The sequence below is a fragment of the Mesorhizobium sp. M7A.F.Ca.MR.245.00.0.0 genome, from assembly GCF_003997415.1.
GTDB lineage: Bacteria > Pseudomonadota > Alphaproteobacteria > Rhizobiales > Rhizobiaceae > Mesorhizobium.
In genome coordinates, this window is sequence record NZ_RZTE01000004.1 from 133,206 (window position 1) to 153,225 (window position 20,020).

Genomic DNA, 20,020 nt, shown 5'->3' on the forward strand with positions numbered 1-20,020 from the left:
AAATGGCAGACCTGAAACGGACCCAGCCGCTGGCGCGCGATGCCATGGCCTATGTATTGGCCGGCGGCCGTGGGAGCCGCCTCAAGGAACTGACCGACCGGCGTGCCAAGCCGGCTGTCTATTTCGGCGGCAAGACGCGCATCATCGACTTCGCGCTTTCCAACGCGCTCAATTCCGGCATTCGCCGCCTCGGTGTCGCCACTCAGTACAAGGCGCATTCGCTGATCCGCCATCTGCAACGCGGCTGGAACTTCCTGCGCCCTGAACGAAACGAGAGTTTCGACATCCTGCCGGCCAGCCAGCGCGTCTCGGAAACGCAGTGGTATGAAGGCACCGCCGACGCCGTTTATCAGAACATCGACATCATCGAGGCCTACGGGCCCGAATACATGGTCATCCTGGCCGGCGATCACATCTACAAGATGGACTACGAGATGATGCTTCGCCAGCATGTCGACGCCAATGCCGATGTCACCGTCGGCTGCCTCGAAGTGCCGCGCATGGAAGCCACCGGCTTCGGCGTCATGCATGTCGACGCCAAGGACAACATCATCGCCTTCGTCGAAAAACCCGCCGATCCGCCCGGCATTCCCGATAAGCCGGAATTCGCGCTGGCTTCGATGGGCATCTACGTCTTCAAGACCAAATTCCTGATGGAGCAGTTGCGCCGCGATGCGGCCGAGGCGGGCTCAAGCCGCGACTTCGGCAAGGACATCATCCCCTATATCGTCCAGCACGGTAAGGCGATCGCGCATCGCTTCGCCAAATCCTGCGTCCGCTCGACCGCCGAGAACGAAGCCTACTGGCGCGACGTCGGAACGGTCGATGCCTATTGGGAAGCCAATATCGACCTGACCGATATCACGCCGGAGCTTGACCTCTACGACCGCGACTGGCCGATCTGGACCTATGCCGAATTGAAGCCGCCGGCAAAGTTCGTGCATGACGAGGATGGCCGCCGCGGTTCGGCTGTGTCTTCGCTTGTCTCGGGCGATTGCATCGTCTCGGGGGCTTCGCTGAAAAAAAGCCTGATCTTCACCGGCGCGCGCATCAATTCCTATTCGACGCTGGAAGAAGTCGTCATGCTGCCCGACGTTCATGTCGGCCGGAACGCAAAGTTGAAGCGCGTGGTCATCGACCATGGTGTTAGGATACCGGAAGGGCTGGTGGTCGGCGAAGATCCTATTCTCGACGCCAAGCGCTTCCGCGTTTCCGAAAAGGGCATCTGCCTGGTCACGCAGGACATGATCGACAAGTTAGGGCTCTAACGCATGCAGGTTCTGTCGGTCACGCCCGAGATCTTTCCGCTGATCAAGACCGGAGGGCTTGCCGACGTGACCGGCGCGCTGCCCATCGCCTTGGCGGCCAAGGGCGTGACCGTGCGCACGCTCATCCCGGGCTTTCCGACCGTCATGGCCGCCTTCAAGAAGAAGCGGGCGGTTCTGCAATATCCCTTGCTGCAGGGCGGCAAGGCCTCCGTCCATTCCGTCCAACTCGCTGGGCTCGAACTGTTCGTGCTCGATGCGCCGCATCTGTTTGACCGTCCCGGCGGTCCCTACGGCAATGCCACCGGCGTGGACTGGCCAGACAACTGGCGGCGTTTCGCGGCCTTGAGCCAAGTCGGCGGCGACATCGCCGGTGGCGCCATCTCTGGCTACCAACCCGACATCGTCCATGCCCATGACTGGCAGTCGGCGATGACCCTGGCCTACATGCGCTACGGCAAGGCAGTTGGCATTCCCTCGATGATGACCGTCCACAATCTCGCCTTCCAGGGCCAGTTCGGCGCCGGCATTTTCGGCGAGCTCGGCTTGCCGGCGGCGGCGATGGCGCTCGACGGCGTCGAATATTATGGTGGTGTCGGCTTCCTCAAGGCTGGCCTGCAGGCCGCCTGGGCGATCACCACGGTCAGCCCGACCTACGCGCAGGAGATCCGCTCGGCGGAATTCGGCATGGGTCTCGACGGCCTCATCAACATGCGCTCCAGCGATCTCTATGGCATCGTCAACGGCATCGACACCGGCATCTGGGATCCGGAAACCGACAAGCATCTGGTGTCCCCCTACACGGCGAGCACACTGAAGGCGCGCGCGCCCAACAGGACTGCCGTGGAGGACCGCTTCAGCCTTGAGCGTGACGACAGCCCGATCGTCTGCGTCGTCAGCCGGCTGACCTGGCAGAAGGGGATGGACATACTGGCGCTGGTGATCGACGGCATCGTTGCCACTGGCGCGCGGCTGGCCATCCTCGGATCGGGCGATGCCGGTCTCGAAGGCGCGCTGCTTGCCGCTGCCGCCCGGCATCGCGGCCGTATCGGTGTGGTCGTCGGCTACGATGAGGGGCTGTCGCACATCATGCAGGGCGGCTGCGACGCCATCGTCATCCCCTCGCGCTTCGAACCGTGCGGGCTGACGCAGCTTTACGGCCTGCGCTATGGCTGCGTGCCGGTGGTCGCGCGCACCGGGGGCCTCGCCGATACGGTCATCGACGCCAATGAGGCCGCCGTCTCTGCCGGCGTCGCCACCGGCTTCCAGTTCGCGCCCAACAATGGCGGTGCCTTGCTGCACGCCATTAGCCGCCTCGTCGACGCCCATGCCAGTCCGACGGTCTGGGAATCGCTGCAGCGCCAGGGCATGAAGGCCGATGTGTCGTGGGACAAGAGCGCCGAAAAATATGTCGAACTCTATCGCTCGCTGCTTTCGAAAAGGGTTGCCTGAAGTATGATACGGACCGTCCCCACCAAGCCTTATTCCGACCAGAAGCCCGGCACGTCGGGCCTGCGCAAGAAGGTGCCTGTCTTTCAGCAGGAGCACTATGCCGAGAATTTCATCCAGTCGATCTTCGACGCGCTCGACGGTTTCAAGGGCAAGACCCTGGTGATTGGCGGTGACGGCCGGTTCTACAATCGCGAGGTCATCCAGAAGGCCATCGCCATGGCCGCCGCCAACGGCTTCGGCAAGGTGATGGTCGGGCAGGGCGGTATCCTGTCGACGCCGGCCGCCTCGCATGTCATCCGCAAGTACAAGACCTTTGGCGGCATCATCCTGTCGGCCAGCCATAATCCCGGCGGCCCGCATGAGGATTTCGGCATCAAGTACAATGCCGGCAATGGCGGCCCGGCGCCGGAAAAGCTGACCGACGCGATGTTCGAGAAAACCAAGACGATCTCAAGCTTCAAGATCGCCGATATCGATCCGATCGACATCGACACAACAGGCACGGTCAAGGCCGCCGGCATGACGGTCGAGATCATCGACCCGGTCGTCGACTATGCCGAACTGATGGAAAGCCTGTTCGATTTCGATGCCCTGCGCAAACTGTTCAAATCCGGCTTCCGCATGCGCTTCGACGCCATGCACGCGGTGACCGGCCCCTACGCCAAGGAGATCCTGGAAAACCGGCTCGGCGCGCCAAACGGCACCTGCCGCAATTTCAAGCCGCTGCCGGATTTCGGCGGCCATCACCCGGATCCGAACCTCGTCCATGCCAAGCACCTCTATGACGAGATGATGGGACCGGACGCGCCGGATTTCGGCGCTGCCTCGGATGGCGACGGCGACCGCAATCTGATCATCGGCAAGGGCATTTTCGTCACCCCGTCGGATTCAGTTGCCATGCTCGCCGCCAATGCCCGCCTGGCGCCCGGCTACAAGGCCGGTTTGAAGGGCATCGCCCGCTCGATGCCGACCAGTGGCGCTGCCGACCGCGTCGCTGAAAAACTCGGCATCGCCCTCTATGAGACGCCGACCGGCTGGAAGTTCTTCGGCAATCTGCTGGATGCCGACATGGCGACGATCTGCGGCGAGGAGAGTGCGGGCACCGGCTCCAACCATGTCCGCGAAAAGGACGGCCTATGGGCGGTGCTTTTGTGGCTCAACATCCTTGCCGCGCGCGGCGAAAGCTGCAAGCAGATCGTCACTGAGCACTGGGCGACCTACGGTCGCAACTACTATTCGCGGCACGATTATGAAGAGGTTGAGAGCGACCGCGCCAACGCATTGGTCGACGAACTGCGCGCCAAGCTCGGCGCGCTGCCGGGTACCAGCGTGCGCGGCATGAAAATCGCCAGCGCCGACGATTTTGCCTATCGCGATCCGGTCGACGGTTCGATCAGCGAGCATCAGGGCATCAGGGTGCTGTTCGAAGGTGGTTCGCGGGTCGTCTTCCGCCTCTCCGGCACCGGCACGTCGGGCGCGACGCTGCGCGTCTACATCGAACGTTACGAGCCGGACAAGTCGAGGCACGACCTCGACACCCAGGCCGCCCTTGCCGATCTGATAGCCGCAGCCGATGATATTGCCGGGATTCACAGCCATACCGGCCGCCCCAAGCCAAGCGTGATTACTTGACGTTGGCGGTGCGCGTCTTTCCTTCTCCCCTTGTGGGGTTCGAAGGACGGGGAGAGACCCGTGGCTCGCCCCAGGGCGGTGGATCGGCGCGTAGGGCCGAGACGGTTGAGGGGTGCGCGAAGGATCCCTGTCCTTGCCAAGCTGGAACACCCCTCATCCGTCGCCTTCGGCGACACCTTCTCCCACAAGGGGCGAAGGGGGAGACTGCATGACCCAGCTCGGCGCCGCCGTCACCCGCGAAGGCATCCGCTTTGCCGCTTGGTCGCAGGCGGCCCGTCGGCTTTGGGTCTCGATCTTCGACGAGCAGGGCAACCGGGAAATCGAACGGCTCGAACTGCAGCCGGAAGGTGAGGGCGTCCATGCGCTGTTCGTTGCGGGCCTTGGCCAGGGCATCCGCTACGGCTTTCGCGCCGATGGCGACTACGCGCCGGAACGCGGACTGTGGTTCGATCCCGCCAAGCTCCTGACCGATCCTTATGCCGTCGAGATCGACAGGTCCTATGTCTATGACTGGCGGCTGGCCCGGCGCCGGGGCGAGGGCGCCGATACCGCACCGCTGATGCCGAAGGCGATTGCCGCTGCGCTGCCGAAGCCGGTGCAGGCTGGCCCCCCGCCGCTATTCCAGCCGGGCGGCCTTATTTACGAAGTGCCGGTGCGCGCCTTCACCATGCTGCATCCGGACATTCCCGAAAAATTGCGCGGAACAGTCGCCGCACTTGCTCACCCGGCGGTTATCGAGCATCTGAAAAAACTGGGGGTTGGCGCGGTCGAACTGATGCCGGTGACCGCGTCGATCGACGAGCGGCATTTGCCGCCGCTCGGGCTGCGCAACGCCTGGGGCTACAATCCCGTGACGTTCATGGCCCTCGATCCGCGCCTGGCGCCTGGCGGCGTCATGGAATTGCGAAACACGGTCGCCGTGCTGCGAGAGGCTGGCATCGGCGTCATCCTCGACCTCGTCTTCAACCACACCGGCGAGAGCGACAGGCTTGGTCCCACGCTGTCGCTGCGCGGCTTCGACAACCAGGCCTATTACCGGCACTCATCAGACGGCGGGCTGGCCAACGACACCGGCACCGGCAACACGGTCGCTTGCGACCATCCTGTGGTCCAGGAAATGGTCCTCGACACGCTTCGCCATTTCGTCAGGGATGCCGGTGTCGATGGCTTCCGCTTCGACCTGGCGCCCATTCTGGGGCGGGTCGAGGGCACATTCGATGCCGAGGCGCCGCTGCTGAGAGCGATGCGCGATGACGCACTGCTGGCCGATCGGGTGTTGATCGCCGAGCCGTGGGACATCGGTTCCGACGGCTATCAGCTCGGTAATTTCCCGCCGCCCTTCCTCGAATGGAACGACAAGTATCGCGATGACGTCAGGCGCTTCTGGCGCGGCGACGCCGGCATGGTCGGTGCGCTGGCGACCCGGCTTGCCGGTTCGTCCGATGTGTTCGCAACGAACAGGCAAAACGCCAGTCGGACCGTCAATTTCATCGCCGCCCATGACGGCATGACGCTCGCCGATATCGTGCGCTACGAGCGCAAGCACAACGAAGCCAATGGCGAGCAGAACCGCGACGGTCACAATGAAAACCTGTCCTGGAACAGCGGCGTCGAAGGGGATGCGGACGATCCGGCCGTATGGGAGGCTCGCCAGAACGATCAGCGCGCGCTGCTCGCCACGCTGTTTGCCTCACGCGGCACCATCATGCTGACCGCAGGCGACGAGTTCGGCCGGACCCAGCAAGGCAACAACAACGCCTATGCGCAGGACAACGAGATCACCTGGCTCGACTGGGCCGGCCGCGACCAGGCGCTGGAGCGCTACACGGCGGAACTCTCGAGGCTGCGCCGATCGATGCCGGCGCTCTCCGATACAAGCTTCCTCACTGGCCAGCCACCGGCAGGTTCAGAGATACCGGACGTCGCATGGCTGACCGAGACAGGCGCGCCGCTCAATGAACAGTGCTGGCAGGACCCGCAGCGGTACCGCCTCGTCATGATCCTGGGTGGCGTCAGCCGCCTGGCCGTCATCATCAACGGCGATCGCCGGGCCTGCATGTTCACCTTGCCTGAGCGAGACGGATTCTTCTGGGCTCCAGCCATCGAAGCGCCGGATGCGGCGGACAACTCGCGACCGATATCGGGACGGGCGGTGATCTTCATGATCGAACGAGCGCAAGCCGGTACAGGGGAGAAGCGCAATGGCGGCAGGTGACAGGACCGGATGGTGGCGCGGCTGCGTCATCTACCAGGTCTATCCGCGCTCCTTCCAGGACACGACCGGCAACGGCAGCGGCGATCTCGCCGGCATTACGTCGAGGCTCGCCCATGTCGCCTCGCTTGGTGTCGACGCAGTCTGGCTGTCGCCTTTCTTCAAGTCCCCGATGGCCGATATGGGGTACGACGTGTCGGATTACTGCGATGTCGATCCGATGTTCGGCACGCTCGAGGATTTCGATGCGTTGGTCGCCGAGGCGCATCGTCTCGGCCTGAAGATCGTCATCGACCAGGTGCTGTCGCATTCGTCCGACAAGCACAACTGGTTTGTCGAAAGCCGCGCCAGCCGCGATAACCCCAAGTCTGACTGGTACATTTGGGCCGATACCAAGCCCGATGGCAGCGCGCCCAACAACTGGCTCTCCGTCTTCGGTGGCCCGGCCTGGGAATGGGATTCGACCCGCCGGCAATACTACATGCACAATTTCCTTGCCTCGCAGCCCGACCTGAATTTCCACAACCCGGAGGTCCAGGACGCGCTTCTCGACACGGTGCGGTTCTGGCTGGAGCGCGGCGTCGACGGCTTCCGGCTCGATACGGTCAATTACTATGTCCATGACCGCTGGCTGCGCAGCAATCCGCCGCTGGCGTCGAGTGTCGCCGGCACCAACGGCGAGACCAACACCTACCTCTACCAGGAGCATCTGTTCGACAAGACGCAGCCGGAAAACCTAGCGTTCCTGCGCCGCTTCAGGGCGCTGCTCGATGAATATGACGACCGCGCCGCGGTTGGCGAAATCGGCGATGAAGGCCGCTCGCTGCAGACGCTCGCGGCTTACACCTCAGGCGGCGACAAGCTGCATATGTGTTACACCTTCGACCTGCTCGGTCCGCAGTTCTCGGCCGCGCATGTGCGTGGCTGCGTCGAAGCCTTCGAGGCGGCCGTCTCCGACGGCTGGGTCTGCTGGGCGTTCTCCAACCATGACGTGGTGCGCCATGTCAGCCGCTGGACAAGGCCGGGCAGCGATCCCGACGCCGTCGCAAGATTCTCGATCATGCTGTTGTCCTGCCTGCGCGGCTCGATCTGCCTCTATGAGGGCGAGGAGCTGGGCCTGGAGGAGGCGGAGCTGGCCTATGAGGATCTGCGCGATCCCGTCGGCATCCGCTTCTGGCCAGGCGTCAAGGGCAGGGATGGGTGTCGCACGCCAATGGTCTGGGAGGCCGGCGCCGACAATGCAGGCTTCTCCACGGCCAGGCCGTGGCTGCCGATACCGGCCAGCCATCGCGCCCGCGCGGTCGACGTCCAGAATGCCGACACGGCCTCGGTGCTGAAGTCCTATCGGACCACGCTGGCCTTGCGCGGGGAGCATGAGGCTCTGGTATCAGGCTCGATCCGCTTTCTCGACGCCGAGGGTGACGTGCTCGCTTTCATTCGCGAGGGCGGCGGTGAAAGACTGCTCTGTGTCTTCAATTTCGCTGGAGGACCGGCCAATTGGCCGTTGCGGGGGAATATCGGAGCGGTTGTTCAGCTGGATGGCAATGCCGCGATCGTCACGACCGAGCTTTTGCTGCCAGCGCTCGGAGTCTTTTTTGGCAGGCTCGTCTGATACCCGGACCGTTACTGCACCAGAACGGCACGTCCGCATGTCGCGCCGGTGACCCGGACATCGGCCTCGCCGAGATGCACGCCGAGCGTATCGAGCAGGTTGTAAAGCAATGTGTCGACTGGTGCCGTTACGGTTTTCAAAAGCGTCGTCACAGCTGGCTTCACGGTGCCGAGCAACGCCGTTATGTCAAGCCCGAGGATACCAAGCGCATTGACGGAAAGCGACAACTTGTCGACCAGTGACGTTGTCAGCGTCTGGGTAATGTCCCGTGTTGGCGTCGTCTTGATGGTTTTGGCGGCGATCTCGGTTTTGTTGAAGACCAGGTTGGTCGGGCTGACGTTGGTGATGTCGGCACCCGCCGAACCCTTCACCAGTATTAGCGGGATTTTTAACAGCAGCAGATTGAGGCTGACATCCGCGATGTTGGCGTCGGAGAACGACTGCGGGTTGCTGAAATCCGCGAAGGCGGTGGGGCTGTTATCGGCATCGCTGGCGGCAAGGTTCACCGCCGCGATGCCGGGCTTCGCGGCAATGGTAACCTTCAGGCTGTCGGGGCCGGTCGGGCAACTGATGTCGGTCAGCTTTGCTTCGGCGTAGGCCACTTCGACATTCAGCGGCAGCTTGACTGACAGCAGGCTGATACCGCCGCCCAGGTTTGGATTGCCGACGCCGACCGTGACCAGCAGCTTGATGCGCGTTTGCGCGGTGCGAACCACGGTGCCGGCTTCTCCAACCGCCAGCCACGGCGAGGATTGCGGCGGTTCGCCGATGGCGATGGCGAGCGTGGTCGACAGCACGCCCGGAATGGTGGCGCCTAGGGCGACGTCGACCTGTTTTGAACCGTTTGCCAGCCCGGCGGCGGCCGTCAGCATTCCCAAGGCGCTGGCGTCGACGCCGAGGCCGGCGGGCCTTTGCCCGAGGCCCAACTTGCCGACGGAGCCGAGATCGACCAGATGACTGAGCGGGATCTGGACCGTACCGGTCGACTTGGACGCGATCGTCTGCAGGGCGACCTTGGCCGTGTTGCCAAGCCCCGGCACATTGGCCATGGCCGTGGCGATTTGGCCGACGGTCGCCTTCGATGCCAGCACATCCGAATACGACACGCCGGTCAGGTTCAACTGTGTGGCAAGGCCGTCGACGAAGGAGAGCACGCTCACATCCGCGGAGAGCAGCGCGTTGTAGTCCATGACGCTGAGCGAGATGTTGCTGCCGAGAAGTCCGCCGAGAAGCGCGTTGAGGATACCGCCATCGAGGCTGGCGAGCCTCGATCCGACCGAGAACGTCGCCTGCGGCGTCATGCTGGCGATGGCTTGGGTGCCGATGACGGGAGTGGGGATCAGCGAACTCGCGAAATAGCGGGCCGGGATCTTCTTCAGGGTGACACGGACGGCATTGTAGGGTGTTACGCTGGCCTGGAAACGCTGGCCCACATTGGCGCCGGATGCCACATATCGCCCGGGCGTGACCGTCACGACGGTTTTGCCGGCCGCCGGCTCGATCGTCTGTCCTGAGCTTTGAACGACAACCCCTGGCATGCCGTTGTCGGTCAGTGTGGTGACAACCGCTGTGTTGACTTTGGTCATGTTCGAGGCGGCGGTGATCGCCGCCAGGTCCACCATTGCCTGGGCTTCGCGGCGCTCGGTGTAGATCGAGGCTTCGTCGATCGCCACCGCGGCCAGCGCCAGCGCCACCGGCGCGCTCAATGCCGCCATGACGGTGAAGTTCGCTTTCCTGTCACTCAGCATCAACCGGGCAAGCCGACCGATCCCATTGCACGCATGCAGCAGCATTCAAATGCCCCCGACCCTGATCGTTGACTGGCGCTTGATCGTGGTCCCGGGCATGGCTATGCCCGGGAAAAGGTTCCAGATCGGCAGGTTGCGGGCGTCGTACTGGATGGAAACCACGAACTGGCTTCCATCAGCCGTGCTGTCGTTGGCCTGGTAGGTCAACTTGCTGACATCCACGAAGGGATAACCGCCGGCATTGTTGGTGACGAAACTGGCTACGAGCGTCTGGCGTTCGGTCTGGTTCAACCCGGCAATTGCCGTGCGGGCGGCATCCGCTGCGATCTGTTGGATCGAGTTGGCGGCGCCGAAGTATATACCATATGCAACCATTCCGAGTAGAAGAAGAATGAAAATCGGTGAAAGCAAGGCAAATTCGACCGCAGAAGTGCCGTGTTCTTCTTGAAATTTCCGCATTAATTGACGGATTTTGGGCAATTTACTTGCTCTGTTGCTCATAGCCGCCACGCGTCTGAAGTTCGAACTATATAGAAGGTACTCATAATGTAACCCCAGGTTGCTTAAGAACGCATTAAGACATTCCGGCAAACTGGCATGGCTCCGATTCGCGGTGAAAAATGGCGTCGAGGTGAAGAAACCAAGTCAAGCTTCTGGTTTCGGCTGGTGTTTCAGTGGCCACGCCATAGCTTTCGTCCGCCTTACTTTGGGTGACCCAGAGAGTCTGTTGAAATAAAAATTCTCCGCGTTAGTGTCTGGGCACGAGCCGCAGGACGGGAACCAGCGGCGCGCTCAAAGGGGTCAGATATCGGCTCCAGGGCGTCAACACTTACTAGGCGCGCCAACGGCAGCGCCGACAGGGAGAACTTCATGCTGAAAAACATGCTGAAGGCGACGGTGCTCGCCACGACCATGGCGCTGGCCGCCGGCACGTTCTACACGCCGGCTTTCGCCGAGACCATCTATAACAGAGGTAGCGCCGCCGAAGCGGAGACGGTCGATCCGCACAAGACCTCGACAGTCTACGAAGCCGATATCATACGCGACCTGTTCCAGGGCCTGGTCATGCATGACCAGAAGACGAACCTCATTCCGGGCGCGGCCGAAAGCTGGACAGTGTCCGACGACGGCACTGTCTACACCTTCAAGCTGCGCAAGGATGGCCTCTGGTCGGATGGCAGCCCGGTGACGGCGGACGACTTCGTCTATTCGTTTCGTCGGCTGGAAGACCCGGCCACCGCTGCCGAATACGCCTCGATGCTGTACCCGGTGAAGGGTGCGGAGGACGTCAACACCAAGAAGGGCAAGCCGGAGGATATGGGTGTCAAAGCGATTGACGCAAATACCCTCGAAGTCACGCTGAAGGCGCCGACGCCTTACTTCCTGGAGATGCTGACCCACCAGGCCGCCTATCCGGTCAACAAGGCTTCGATCGACAAGCTCGGCGCCGACTGGATCAAGGCGGGTAATCTCGTTTCGAACGGCGCCTATACGCTGGCCGAGTGGATACCCAACGACCACATGAAGCTGGTCAAGAATCCGAAATTCTGGGACGCCGCGACCGTCAAGATGGACGTCGTCAACTATATCCCGACCGAAGACCGCTCATCGGCGATGAAGCGCTTCGAGGCCGGCGAACTCGACAGCTACGGCGACCTGCCGACCGAACAACTCGCTGACCTCAAGACCAAGTTCGGCGACCAGATCCGCGTCGGACCTTATCTCGGCACCTATTATTATGCGATCAAGACCGACAAGGCGCCGTGGGACAATGTCGAACTGCGCAACGCCATCTCGATGGCGATCGACCGCGACTTCCTCGCTGAGAAGGTCTGGCAGAACTCGATGCTGCCTGGCTATTCGATGGTGCCTCCGGGCATCGCGGGCTACACGCCGGCAATGGCCAAATACGCCGACATGTCGCAGATCGACCGCGAGGACGCTGCCAAGAAGACCCTCGAGAAACTCGGCTATACGCCCGAGCATCCATTGAAGATGGAGATCCGCTACAACACTTCGGAAAACCACAAGAACACGGCCGTCGCCATCCAGGAACAGTTGAAGCCGCTCGGCATCGACGTCTCGCTCGTCAACACCGACACCAAGACCCACTACTCCTTCCTCGAGCAGAAGGGCGACTACGACGTGGCGCGTGCCGCCTGGATCGCCGACTACAAGGATCCGGAGACCTTCCTCGGCATCACCCGCAAGGCCAGCGGCAACAATTATTCGAGCTATGTCAGCCCGGCATATGAAGCGGCCATGGACAAGGCTGCGGCTGCCGGCGGCAAACCGGAAGAGCGCATGAAGGACCTCACTGAGGCCGAGCGCATCCTTGTCGATGACGTCGGTAACATTCCGCTTCTCTACTACAGCTTCCACGACATCGTTTCCTCGAAGCTGCATGGCTTCGACGACAATGTGATGGACATCCATCCGTCCCGCTTCATCAGCAAGGACTGATCCTTAGCCGGGCCGCCGCGCAAAGAGATGCGCGGCGGTGCTGGTTTGCCATCGCATCGGCCCGAGAACCGGAATCGATTTTCGGCATGTCGGTGCGAAGATTTGAAGGCTAGAGCGCAACCGTCCAGCTGGACGCGCGTTGCTCTGGGTCAAGCGGGGCACCGATGCTGCGATACGTATTACGGCGGCTTCTGACCGCCATCCCGACGCTGTTCGTCATCGTGACCATGGCGTTTTTCCTGATGCGCGTCGCGCCGGGCGGCCCATTCAACCAGGAGCGGGGGCTGAGCCCCGAGATCAGGGCCAATCTCGAAGCCCAGTTCGGCCTCAACGATCCGCTCTGGCTGCAATTCGTCCATTATCTCGGCAATCTGCTGCGCGGCAATTTCGGCCCGAGCTACAACATGCCGGACTTCACCGTCACCGAACTCTTCGCCAAGGGCCTGCCTATATCGGTTCAGCTCGGTGCCTCGGCGCTCGTCCTGGCGCTGCTGCTCGGTTGTGTGCTCGGCACCATTGCGGCGCTTAACCAGAACAAGCTTGGCGACTATACGGTGATCGCGCTGGCGACGGCCGGCAGCACCATCCCAACCTTCGTCATCGCGCCGGTGATCCAACTCCTGTTCGGGCTGACTTGGAGGCTGCTGCCGATCGGTGGGTGGGGCGATGGCGCTTTCATCAACAAGGTCGGCCCGGTGCTGACGCTCGCTCTGCCGCAGATCGCTATCGTCGCCCGGCTGATGCGTGGCTCGATGATCGAATCCTTGCGGTCCCACCACATCCGCACGGCGCGCGCGCTCGGCCTGTCCGATTGGTCGGTGGTGGTCAAGCACGCGTTGCGCGGCGCCATCCTGCCGATCGTCTCCTTCACCGGTCCGGCGGCGGCGGCATTGCTGACCGGCTCGGTCATTGTCGAGACGATCTTCTCCATTCCAGGCGTCGGCCGCTATTTCGTCGATGCCGCGCTCAATCGTGACTACACGCTGGTGATGGGAACGGTGGTGGTGATCGCCATCTTTACCATTGTCTTCAACCTGATCGTCGACGTCATGTACGCGGTCGTCGATCCGAGGGTGCGCTATGACTGACATCGCAGCCACAGCCCCCACCGTCATCGGCCGTTCGCTCTGGGGGGACGCCTGGGCGCGGCTCAAGGCCAATCGCGCCGCCATGTTCAGCCTGTACTACCTTGCCCTGATCGGTGTCGTCAGCGTGTTCGGGCCGTGGTTCGTGCCCCATCAATACACCACCATCTATGCCGACTATGTGCGCATGCCGCCAAGCCTGTCAGCCTATCCGAAGGCCGACATGATCGAGACGGCGCTTACCGAAGCGATCAAGCGCATGCGGGTCGACATCAAGGAGTGGCGGCAGGAAGGCAACCAGGTCTTCGTCACCGTCAAGTCAACCAGGCCGATCGACGATCGCAACATCCGTTATCTCGACCGTTCAGATGCCTTTGACGGCACCAAGATCGAGAGCAAGTCGCCCGACGGTCTCGAAGTGACGATGAGCGCCTCGATCAAGCAGCAGTATTTCCTGTTCGGCACCGACAACACCGGCCGGGATCTGTTGTCGCGCACGCTGATGGCCGGGCGCATATCGCTGGCCATCGGCCTGCTCGCGGGTGTCGTGGCGGTGGTCATCGGCGTGGTCTACGGGGCCGCTGCCGGCTTTGCCGGCGGCAAGGTCGACGAGGTGATGATGCGCATCGTCGACGTGCTCTATTCCTTGCCCTTCATCTTCTTCGTCATCATGCTGGTAGTGTTTTTCGGCCGCAACTTCGTGCTGATGTTCCTGGCGGTCGGCGCCGTGCTGTGGCTCGACATGGCGCGCATCGTGCGCGGCCAGGCGCTGTCGATCCGCCGGCAGGAATATGTCCAGGCGGCGGAAGCCATGGGTGTCGGCCAGCGCGGTATCCTGCTGCGCCACGTCATCCCCAACCTGCTCGGCCCGGTGGTGATCTACATGACGCTGCTGGTGCCTCAAGTCATCATCCTGGAAAGCTTCCTGTCGTTTCTCGGCCTCGGCGTGCAGGAGCCGATGACAAGCTGGGGCGTGCTGATCTCGGTCGGCGCAAAGAACATCGGCACCGCCAACTGGCTGCTCCTGTTTCCCGCCTTCTTCCTCGTCTCGACGCTGTTCGCGCTGAACTTCGTCGGCGACGGCCTGCGCGACGCACTGGACCCGAGAGATCGATAAGATGGGGATCGCTAAGATGGCTGCTTCCGAAACGATCCTCAGCGTCAAGGATCTGCGTGTCCGCTTCCGCACGCTCGACGGCGCAGTCGAGGCGGTGAAGGGCATCAGCATCCACGTCAATGCGGGCGAGACCGTTGCCGTGGTTGGCGAATCCGGGTCCGGCAAAAGCCAGACGATGATGGCGGCGATGAGCCTGCTGGCATCGAATGGCGAAGCGACAGGCAGCGTCGATTATCGCGGCCGCAATCTTCTGACGCTCAGCAAATCCGAGCTCAACCAGGTTCGTGGCCGCAAGATCAGCATGATCTTTCAGGAGCCGATGACTTCGCTCGATCCGCTCTATTCGATCGGCAACCAGTTGATCGAGCCGATCCGCCGGCACCGGGGCCTGAATGCCGCCGAGGCGCGGGAAGAGGCGCTCAAGCTGCTGCGGCTGGTGCATATTCCCGATCCCGAGCGGCGGATGAAATCCTATCCGCATGAAATGTCCGGTGGCCAGCGCCAGCGTGTGATGATCGCGATGGCGCTCGCCAACGACCCTGACATATTGATCGCCGACGAGCCGACGACGGCGCTCGACGTGACCATCCAGGCGCAGATCCTGATGCTTCTGGCCGAATTGCAGCGCAAGCTCGGCATGGCGATCGTCTTCATCACCCACGATCTTGGCATCGTCCGCCGCTTTGCCGACCGGGTCTATGTCATGCGCCAGGGCGAGGTTGTCGAGGAGGGGGAGGCGGAGGCCATCTTCGTCAATCCCCAGCATGCCTACACGAAAATGCTACTGGCGGCCGAGCCGGCCGGCAGCAAGGCGCCGCCGCCCGCCAATGCTCCGGTGCTGCTCGAAGGTAGAAATGTCGAAGTGACGTTCAGGATTGGCGGCGGGTTTCTTGCTGGTGAACCGCTGATGCTGCGTGCCGTCGATCACATCTCGATCCGGCTGCAGCGAAACCAGACCATCGGCATCGTTGGTGAATCCGGCTCGGGCAAGTCGACGCTCGGCCGCGCCTTGCTGCGGCTGTTGCCGAGCGACGGGCTTATCCGTTTCGGCGATCGCGACATTTCCCAAGCCGACAGGCAGGCGATGCGGCCGCTGCGGCGCCAGATGCAGCTCGTCTTCCAGGACCCGTTCGGCTCGCTGTCGCCGCGTATGACCGTCGGCCAAGTCATCACCGAAGGACTTCTGGTGCATGAGCCTGATCTTTCGGGCAAGCAGCGTGATCAACGCGCGGTCGACGCCTTGCGCGAGGTCGGCCTCGACCCCAACGCACGCAATCGCTACCCGCACGAATTCTCCGGCGGCCAGCGGCAGCGCATCGCCATTGCTCGCGCCATGATCCTGAAGCCCAGGCTGGTGGTATTGGATGAGCCGACCTCGGCGCTCGATCGCTCTGTGCAGAAACAGATCGTCGAACTGCTGCGCAAGCTGCAGGCGGACCACGAATTGTCCTATCTCTTCATCAGCCACGATCTGTCGGTCGTGCGCGCCATGGCCGACTACATCATCGTCATGAAACAGGGCAAGATCGTCGAGGAAGGGCCGACCGAGGCGATCTTCAGCGATCCGCGGCACGCCTACACACAGACGCTGATGGCCGCGGCGATCGACGTGACGCGATTTCGCCTGAGCGCCTGAACCGGGCTCCGCACCGAGGCATTGGCTGTCCGCTCAATTCGCGGACCTGGGGCACTTGCGTGCTCGCACAGCGGCAATGGCATCCTGTTGCTGCTTAAGCCGGTCGATCCTGGCTGTTTCACGGTTGGCTACCGCCGTCTTCACGCGTGAGCCGCCGAGCAGCCAGCGTGGAACATTGGTGTTGGCCACCTTGCCGCGCGTGATTGCCGTTTGCGAGATGTCACGGGCGACGTCTCCCATCGCCCTGTTGAGGTCGGTGCACGTCATCGAATCGTATTTCGCTGCATCGACGGTTCTGCCGAGCGATGAACAGCCAGCGACGAGAACCAGCGTAATCACGAGAATCAAGGGCGGGGCTGTGGTTGAATTCAAATTCATGTCGCACTCGGCCCGCCGTTTCGCTGACTCCATCAGGTCCATCGACCCTAAAGCCGACGGACCTTTTCGTCAAAATATGCGGCCCGCGAAGAAACCTGCCACCGGCCCAGCCTTTCCGTCCGGCGCAATCGCTGGTGAACGCAGAGAGCCCGTCCCGGCGACGTCGGGCGGGCCTTTCCTACGCTGCTTCGGCCACGAACGTCGACGGGGGACGACCGCCGAGCACTGCCTGAGCGATGTCGGCGTCATTTTCATCGACATGCGCCGTCACCAGAACGACCCCCTCGGCAACGTCCTGACCATCCGCCTCTATGGCTGTCATGGCGAATGTTCCAAGCAGACCGCCGGCAACGCCGCCGCAGACCGCGCCAGCCACCGCTGTTGGCAATACGCTCGCAGCAACAGGATTGGTGCCATAGGCCGCAACGGCGCTCAGGCAGGCCAACACGCCGGCGGCAGCGCCAAGTAACGATCTCAAAGCGGAAACCCGAAGAGATCCCGCCTCGTCATTGTAAGGCCCGATGATCGCGATCTGTACGCGAGGAATTCCGGCCGCCACCAAGTCGCTGGCAACCCGCGCCGCATCGGCGGGGGAATCAAAAAGTCTGCTAATCGTCGGCATGGTCGCTTAACGCTTCTGGCTGTTCAGCTGCGTGTCGGTGAGGAATGGCGCGGCAATCAGGTCGTCAACTTCGATTCGGCCCTCGCGGCCCTCCATGATGGCCGCGACCTTCTGGAAGGTCTTCATCTCGTCTTCGGTAATCTGGGCTTCCTGCATCCTGGCTTTGATCTCTGTCATGCGCATGCTCAGGGCATGGGATCTTTTGGTCTCACGGTTCGACATGCTGCTGCTCTTAGTTTCATTGATCATTTTTGCCCGCCACCCGAATTTGGGGCAAGGGCAAGCGTTTCCAACCTGGACTTCGGTCGGGCAGGGGCCGGACCTAAGTCTGGTCGTGGGCACATGATCGGGACGCGTGCCAAGAGGCCTCTCGTGGCCCCATCCAAACTCGACTCCCATCAAGAATCGGGGCCGGATCCCTGCGTTAGTACCCGTCGCTCGATCACCGCGGGATGGTGCCGATGGGTTAGGACGGAGCCCGTCACGGCAGCGCTGTCGTGGTGATGATGCCGGCGCCCATGATCATAGAACGCCACGACGGAACATTAGGCGTGCCTGACGGTTTATTTCTCGCAGCCAGGATCACGATTTGGTGTCTGCTGCAGATCAGTCGGCAAAGGCTGATCGGCCCGCGTTCTCTACCAGAGGCGCGGGCTTCCCCAGGCAACAGGAGAGAGATCATGAACAACATCATTTGGCTCGTCGGAGCTGTGGTCATCGTGATAGCGATCTTGAGCTTTTTTGGCCTCCGCTGAGCGGGACGCGCGTACCAGTCGGGATGTTTTCCGGAATCTGCCCGCGAGCGCATGCATGAAGGCATCAGGCGGCCGGTTGAGACCGTCTGGTTACTGTCCAGTGCAACAGGCATCGCTGTCGGGCGGTCACAGAGGCACGGCGAATAGAAATTCGCCCATCCGACTGACGGGGGACGAGAGTAATCTCGCTGGAGGGACAGGTGGAGCGCCGAAGTCGGGATGCGCTAACTCTTTGTTTTTTCTGGTCGGAGTGGCAGGATTTGAACCTGCGACCCCCTCGTCCCGAACGAGGTGCGCTACCAGGCTGCGCTACACTCCGTGACCAGACCGCGGGCTTATAGCCGCCACACTTCGTTCCTGCAAGCGGCATGGCGGCACTTCTGTCGCATTTCGTAGGCTTTCGTCGAGCATAGCCCTAAAGGCTCGGATTCCCTCCTGGGATAAACGTGGCTTAAAGCCTTCTGTGCTAAGCCGCAGTCCTCGACAACTCGTAATTTCCGTCACTCGGAGTTTTCCAGTCTTGTCCTTCAGCATCGTTGGCGACGCCCGGCCCAACAGTTTCGAATTCGAAACCGAAGCGCTGATCAAGGCGTCCGGCTTTCGCGAATATGATGCGCGCTGGTGGTTCGGCCATCCCGGCTCCGCGCAACTGCCGGAGCTCAATCTGATCGGCGTCCAGGCGCTCGGCATGGGGCTTGGCACGCTGATCCGCCGTGTCGGTGCCGGTCCCGATATCGTCACCGGGCATGATTTCCGCTCCTATTCGCTGTCGATCAAACTGGCGCTGGTGTCCGGTTTGATGGCAGCAGGCGCACGGGTGAGGGACATCGGACTGGCGTTATCGCCGATGGCCTATTTCGCCCAGTTCGCACTGGACGTGCCTTCGGTCGCCATGGTCACCGCCTCGCATAACGAGAATGGCTGGACCGGCGTCAAGATGGGCGCGGCGCGGCCGCTGACTTTCGGACCGGAAGAGATGAGCGCGCTGAAGGCGATCGTGCTGGCTGGTGATTTCGATCTCGTCGGCGGCGGCTCCTACGATTTCGTCCGCGATTTTAGCGCCACTTATCTCGACGATTTGACCCGCGACAAGCGCATCACGCGAAAGCTGAAAGTGGTCGCCGCCTGCGGCAACGGCACCGCCGGCGCCTTCGCGCCGCAAGCGCTGCAGCGCATCGGCTGCGAGGTCATCCCGCTCGATGTCGAACTCGACCATACCTTTCCGCGCTACAACCCCAATCCCGAGGACATGCAGATGCTGCATGCCATCAGGGACAAGGTGCTGGAGACGGGAGCCGATGTCGGCCTTGGCTTCGATGGCGACGGTGACCGTTGTGGCGTCGTCGACAATGAGGGCAATGAGATTTTTGCCGACAAGGTCGGTGTGATGCTGGCGCGCGATATCTCCAGCCAGCATCCGGGCTCGACCTTCGTCGTCGACGTCAAGTCGACCGGCCTGTTCAACACCGACGCAGTGCTGCGCGCCAACGGCGCCGTCACCGATTACTGGAAGACCGGCCACTCCTACATCAAGCGCCGTGTCGCCGAGCTTGGCGCCGTCGCCGGTTTCGAAAAGTCGGGCCATTTCTTCTTCAACCCGCCGATCGGGCGGGGTTATGACGATGGGCTGGTCACCGCCATCGCCATCTGCCGGATGCTGGATCGCAGTCCCGGCAGTTCGATGGCCGATCTCTACCGCGCGCTGCCGCTGACCTTCGGCACGCCGACCATGTCGCCGCACTGCGCGGACGATGTGAAGTATGGCGTGGTCGAGCGGGTGGTTGCCGACTTTCAGGCCATGAAGCGGGACGGAATGGTTTTTGCTGGCCAGAAGATCGTAGACTTGGTCACCGTCAACGGCGTGCGTGTCGTCGCGGATGACGGCACCTGGGGGCTGGTGCGCGCCTCGTCGAACAAGCCGGAACTGGTCGTGGTCGTCGAAAGCCCGGTGTCGTCGCAGCGTCGGCGGGAGATGTTCGAGGCTGTCGACGCCGTGCTGCGCCGCAGCCCCGAGGTGGGCGCCTACAACCAGACCTTTTGAAT

At 62.3% G+C, this 20,020-nt stretch carries 15 protein-coding genes and 1 tRNA gene; 10 read left to right on the plus strand and 6 right to left on the minus strand.

Features of this window, described 5'->3' with window-relative positions:
* Positions 1-2: 2 nt before the first annotated feature.
* From glgC to EOB80_RS07155, 5 genes are all read left to right on the plus strand, one after another.
* A complete protein-coding gene (gene glgC, locus EOB80_RS07135; protein WP_127273144.1) occupies positions 3-1,268 on the plus strand; it encodes a glucose-1-phosphate adenylyltransferase in 1,266 nt (421 codons plus the stop codon).
* Between the two features lie 3 nt (positions 1,269-1,271).
* A complete protein-coding gene (glgA, locus tag EOB80_RS07140) occupies positions 1,272-2,717 on the plus strand; it encodes a glycogen synthase GlgA (protein ID WP_127327162.1) in 1,446 nt (481 codons plus the stop codon).
* Positions 2,718-2,720: 3 nt separating this feature from the next.
* Positions 2,721-4,349: an alpha-D-glucose phosphate-specific phosphoglucomutase gene (locus tag EOB80_RS07145; RefSeq protein ID WP_127327163.1), complete on the plus strand. Its 1,629-nt coding sequence runs from the start codon at positions 2,721-2,723 to the stop codon at positions 4,347-4,349.
* Between the two features lie 208 nt (positions 4,350-4,557).
* On the plus strand, positions 4,558-6,564 hold the full coding sequence (gene glgX / locus EOB80_RS07150) for a glycogen debranching protein GlgX (RefSeq protein WP_127327164.1): 2,007 nt from the start codon (positions 4,558-4,560) through the stop codon (positions 6,562-6,564).
* On the plus strand, positions 6,551-8,173 hold the full coding sequence (locus EOB80_RS07155) for an alpha-glucosidase family protein (protein ID WP_127327165.1): 1,623 nt from the start codon (positions 6,551-6,553) through the stop codon (positions 8,171-8,173). The genes glgX and EOB80_RS07155 overlap by 14 nt, the downstream gene beginning before the upstream one ends.
* Before the next feature lie 11 nt (positions 8,174-8,184).
* On the opposite strand, the gene EOB80_RS07160 is transcribed toward EOB80_RS07155, so the two are convergent.
* Together EOB80_RS07160 and EOB80_RS07165 are read right to left on the minus strand one after the other, a co-directional pair.
* Positions 8,185-9,966 (minus strand): TadG family pilus assembly protein, encoded by a 1,782-nt coding sequence (locus EOB80_RS07160; RefSeq protein ID WP_127327166.1) that lies wholly within the window; start codon positions 9,964-9,966, stop codon positions 8,185-8,187.
* A complete protein-coding gene (locus tag EOB80_RS07165; protein ID WP_185928987.1) occupies positions 9,967-10,380 on the minus strand; it encodes a TadE/TadG family type IV pilus assembly protein in 414 nt (137 codons plus the stop codon).
* Between the two features lie 411 nt (positions 10,381-10,791).
* On the opposite strand from EOB80_RS07165, the gene EOB80_RS07170 reads away from it, so the two are divergent.
* The 4 genes from EOB80_RS07170 (at position 10,792) to EOB80_RS07185 (ending at position 16,222) form a co-directional block, all read left to right on the plus strand.
* Positions 10,792-12,384, plus strand: coding sequence for a peptide ABC transporter substrate-binding protein (locus EOB80_RS07170; RefSeq protein ID WP_127327167.1), 1,593 nt, complete (start codon positions 10,792-10,794; stop codon positions 12,382-12,384).
* Between the two features lie 164 nt (positions 12,385-12,548).
* Complete coding sequence (locus EOB80_RS07175) at positions 12,549-13,472, plus strand: ABC transporter permease subunit (protein ID WP_127322904.1); 924 nt, start codon at positions 12,549-12,551, stop codon at positions 13,470-13,472.
* A complete protein-coding gene (locus EOB80_RS07180; RefSeq protein WP_127267925.1) occupies positions 13,465-14,586 on the plus strand; it encodes an ABC transporter permease subunit in 1,122 nt (373 codons plus the stop codon). The genes EOB80_RS07175 and EOB80_RS07180 overlap by 8 nt, the downstream gene beginning before the upstream one ends.
* Before the next feature lie 16 nt (positions 14,587-14,602).
* Entirely contained in the window at positions 14,603-16,222 is a 1,620-nt protein-coding gene (locus tag EOB80_RS07185; RefSeq protein ID WP_127327168.1) for an ABC transporter ATP-binding protein, read from the plus strand.
* Between the two features lie 33 nt (positions 16,223-16,255).
* On the opposite strand, the gene EOB80_RS07190 is transcribed toward EOB80_RS07185, so the two are convergent.
* From EOB80_RS07190 to EOB80_RS07210, 4 genes are all read right to left on the minus strand, one after another.
* On the minus strand, positions 16,256-16,600 hold the full coding sequence (locus EOB80_RS07190) for a hypothetical protein (protein WP_127327259.1): 345 nt from the start codon (positions 16,598-16,600) through the stop codon (positions 16,256-16,258).
* 178 nt (positions 16,601-16,778) lie between these two features.
* Positions 16,779-17,222: a hypothetical protein gene (locus tag EOB80_RS35085; RefSeq protein ID WP_245466274.1), complete on the minus strand. Its 444-nt coding sequence runs from the start codon at positions 17,220-17,222 to the stop codon at positions 16,779-16,781.
* Between the two features lie 6 nt (positions 17,223-17,228).
* Positions 17,229-17,399 carry a hypothetical protein gene (locus EOB80_RS07200; RefSeq protein ID WP_348629501.1) on the minus strand — a complete coding sequence of 57 codons (171 nt, stop codon included), beginning with the start codon at positions 17,397-17,399 and terminating at the stop codon, positions 17,229-17,231.
* An 820-nt stretch (positions 17,400-18,219) separates the two neighbouring features.
* Positions 18,220-18,296 (minus strand) — tRNA-Pro (locus EOB80_RS07210).
* Positions 18,297-18,497: 201 nt separating this feature from the next.
* On the opposite strand from EOB80_RS07210, the gene EOB80_RS07215 reads away from it, so the two are divergent.
* The gene (locus EOB80_RS07215) at positions 18,498-20,018 is read left to right on the plus strand and encodes a phosphomannomutase/phosphoglucomutase (protein WP_127327171.1); all 1,521 of its coding nucleotides are present in this window, start codon (positions 18,498-18,500) and stop codon (positions 20,016-20,018) included.
* The last annotated feature ends 2 nt before the right edge of the window (positions 20,019-20,020 follow it).

Excerpts from the sequence above, each read along its gene's own strand:
- glgA (WP_127327162.1), top strand. The coding sequence starts at position 1,272 with ATGCAGGTTCTGTCGGTCACGCCCGAGATCTTTCCGCTGATCAAGACC.
- glgC (WP_127273144.1), top strand. The coding sequence starts at position 3 with ATGGCAGACCTGAAACGGACCCAGCCGCTGGCGCGCGATGCCATGGCC.
- EOB80_RS07160 (WP_127327166.1), bottom strand. The coding sequence starts at position 9,966 with ATGCTGCTGCATGCGTGCAATGGGATCGGTCGGCTTGCCCGGTTGATG.
- EOB80_RS07170 (WP_127327167.1), top strand. The coding sequence starts at position 10,792 with ATGCTGAAAAACATGCTGAAGGCGACGGTGCTCGCCACGACCATGGCG.
- glgX (WP_127327164.1), top strand. The coding sequence starts at position 4,558 with ATGACCCAGCTCGGCGCCGCCGTCACCCGCGAAGGCATCCGCTTTGCC.
- EOB80_RS07200 (WP_348629501.1), bottom strand. The coding sequence starts at position 17,399 with ATGACAGAGATCAAAGCCAGGATGCAGGAAGCCCAGATTACCGAAGAC.
- EOB80_RS07180 (WP_127267925.1), top strand. The coding sequence starts at position 13,465 with ATGACTGACATCGCAGCCACAGCCCCCACCGTCATCGGCCGTTCGCTC.
- EOB80_RS35085 (WP_245466274.1), bottom strand. The coding sequence starts at position 17,222 with ATGCCGACGATTAGCAGACTTTTTGATTCCCCCGCCGATGCGGCGCGG.
- EOB80_RS07165 (WP_185928987.1), bottom strand. The coding sequence starts at position 10,380 with ATGCGGAAATTTCAAGAAGAACACGGCACTTCTGCGGTCGAATTTGCC.
- EOB80_RS07155 (WP_127327165.1), top strand. The coding sequence starts at position 6,551 with ATGGCGGCAGGTGACAGGACCGGATGGTGGCGCGGCTGCGTCATCTAC.
- EOB80_RS07185 (WP_127327168.1), top strand. The coding sequence starts at position 14,603 with ATGGCTGCTTCCGAAACGATCCTCAGCGTCAAGGATCTGCGTGTCCGC.
- EOB80_RS07175 (WP_127322904.1), top strand. The coding sequence starts at position 12,549 with ATGCTGCGATACGTATTACGGCGGCTTCTGACCGCCATCCCGACGCTG.
- EOB80_RS07190 (WP_127327259.1), bottom strand. The coding sequence starts at position 16,600 with ATGAATTTGAATTCAACCACAGCCCCGCCCTTGATTCTCGTGATTACG.
- EOB80_RS07145 (WP_127327163.1), top strand. The coding sequence starts at position 2,721 with ATGATACGGACCGTCCCCACCAAGCCTTATTCCGACCAGAAGCCCGGC.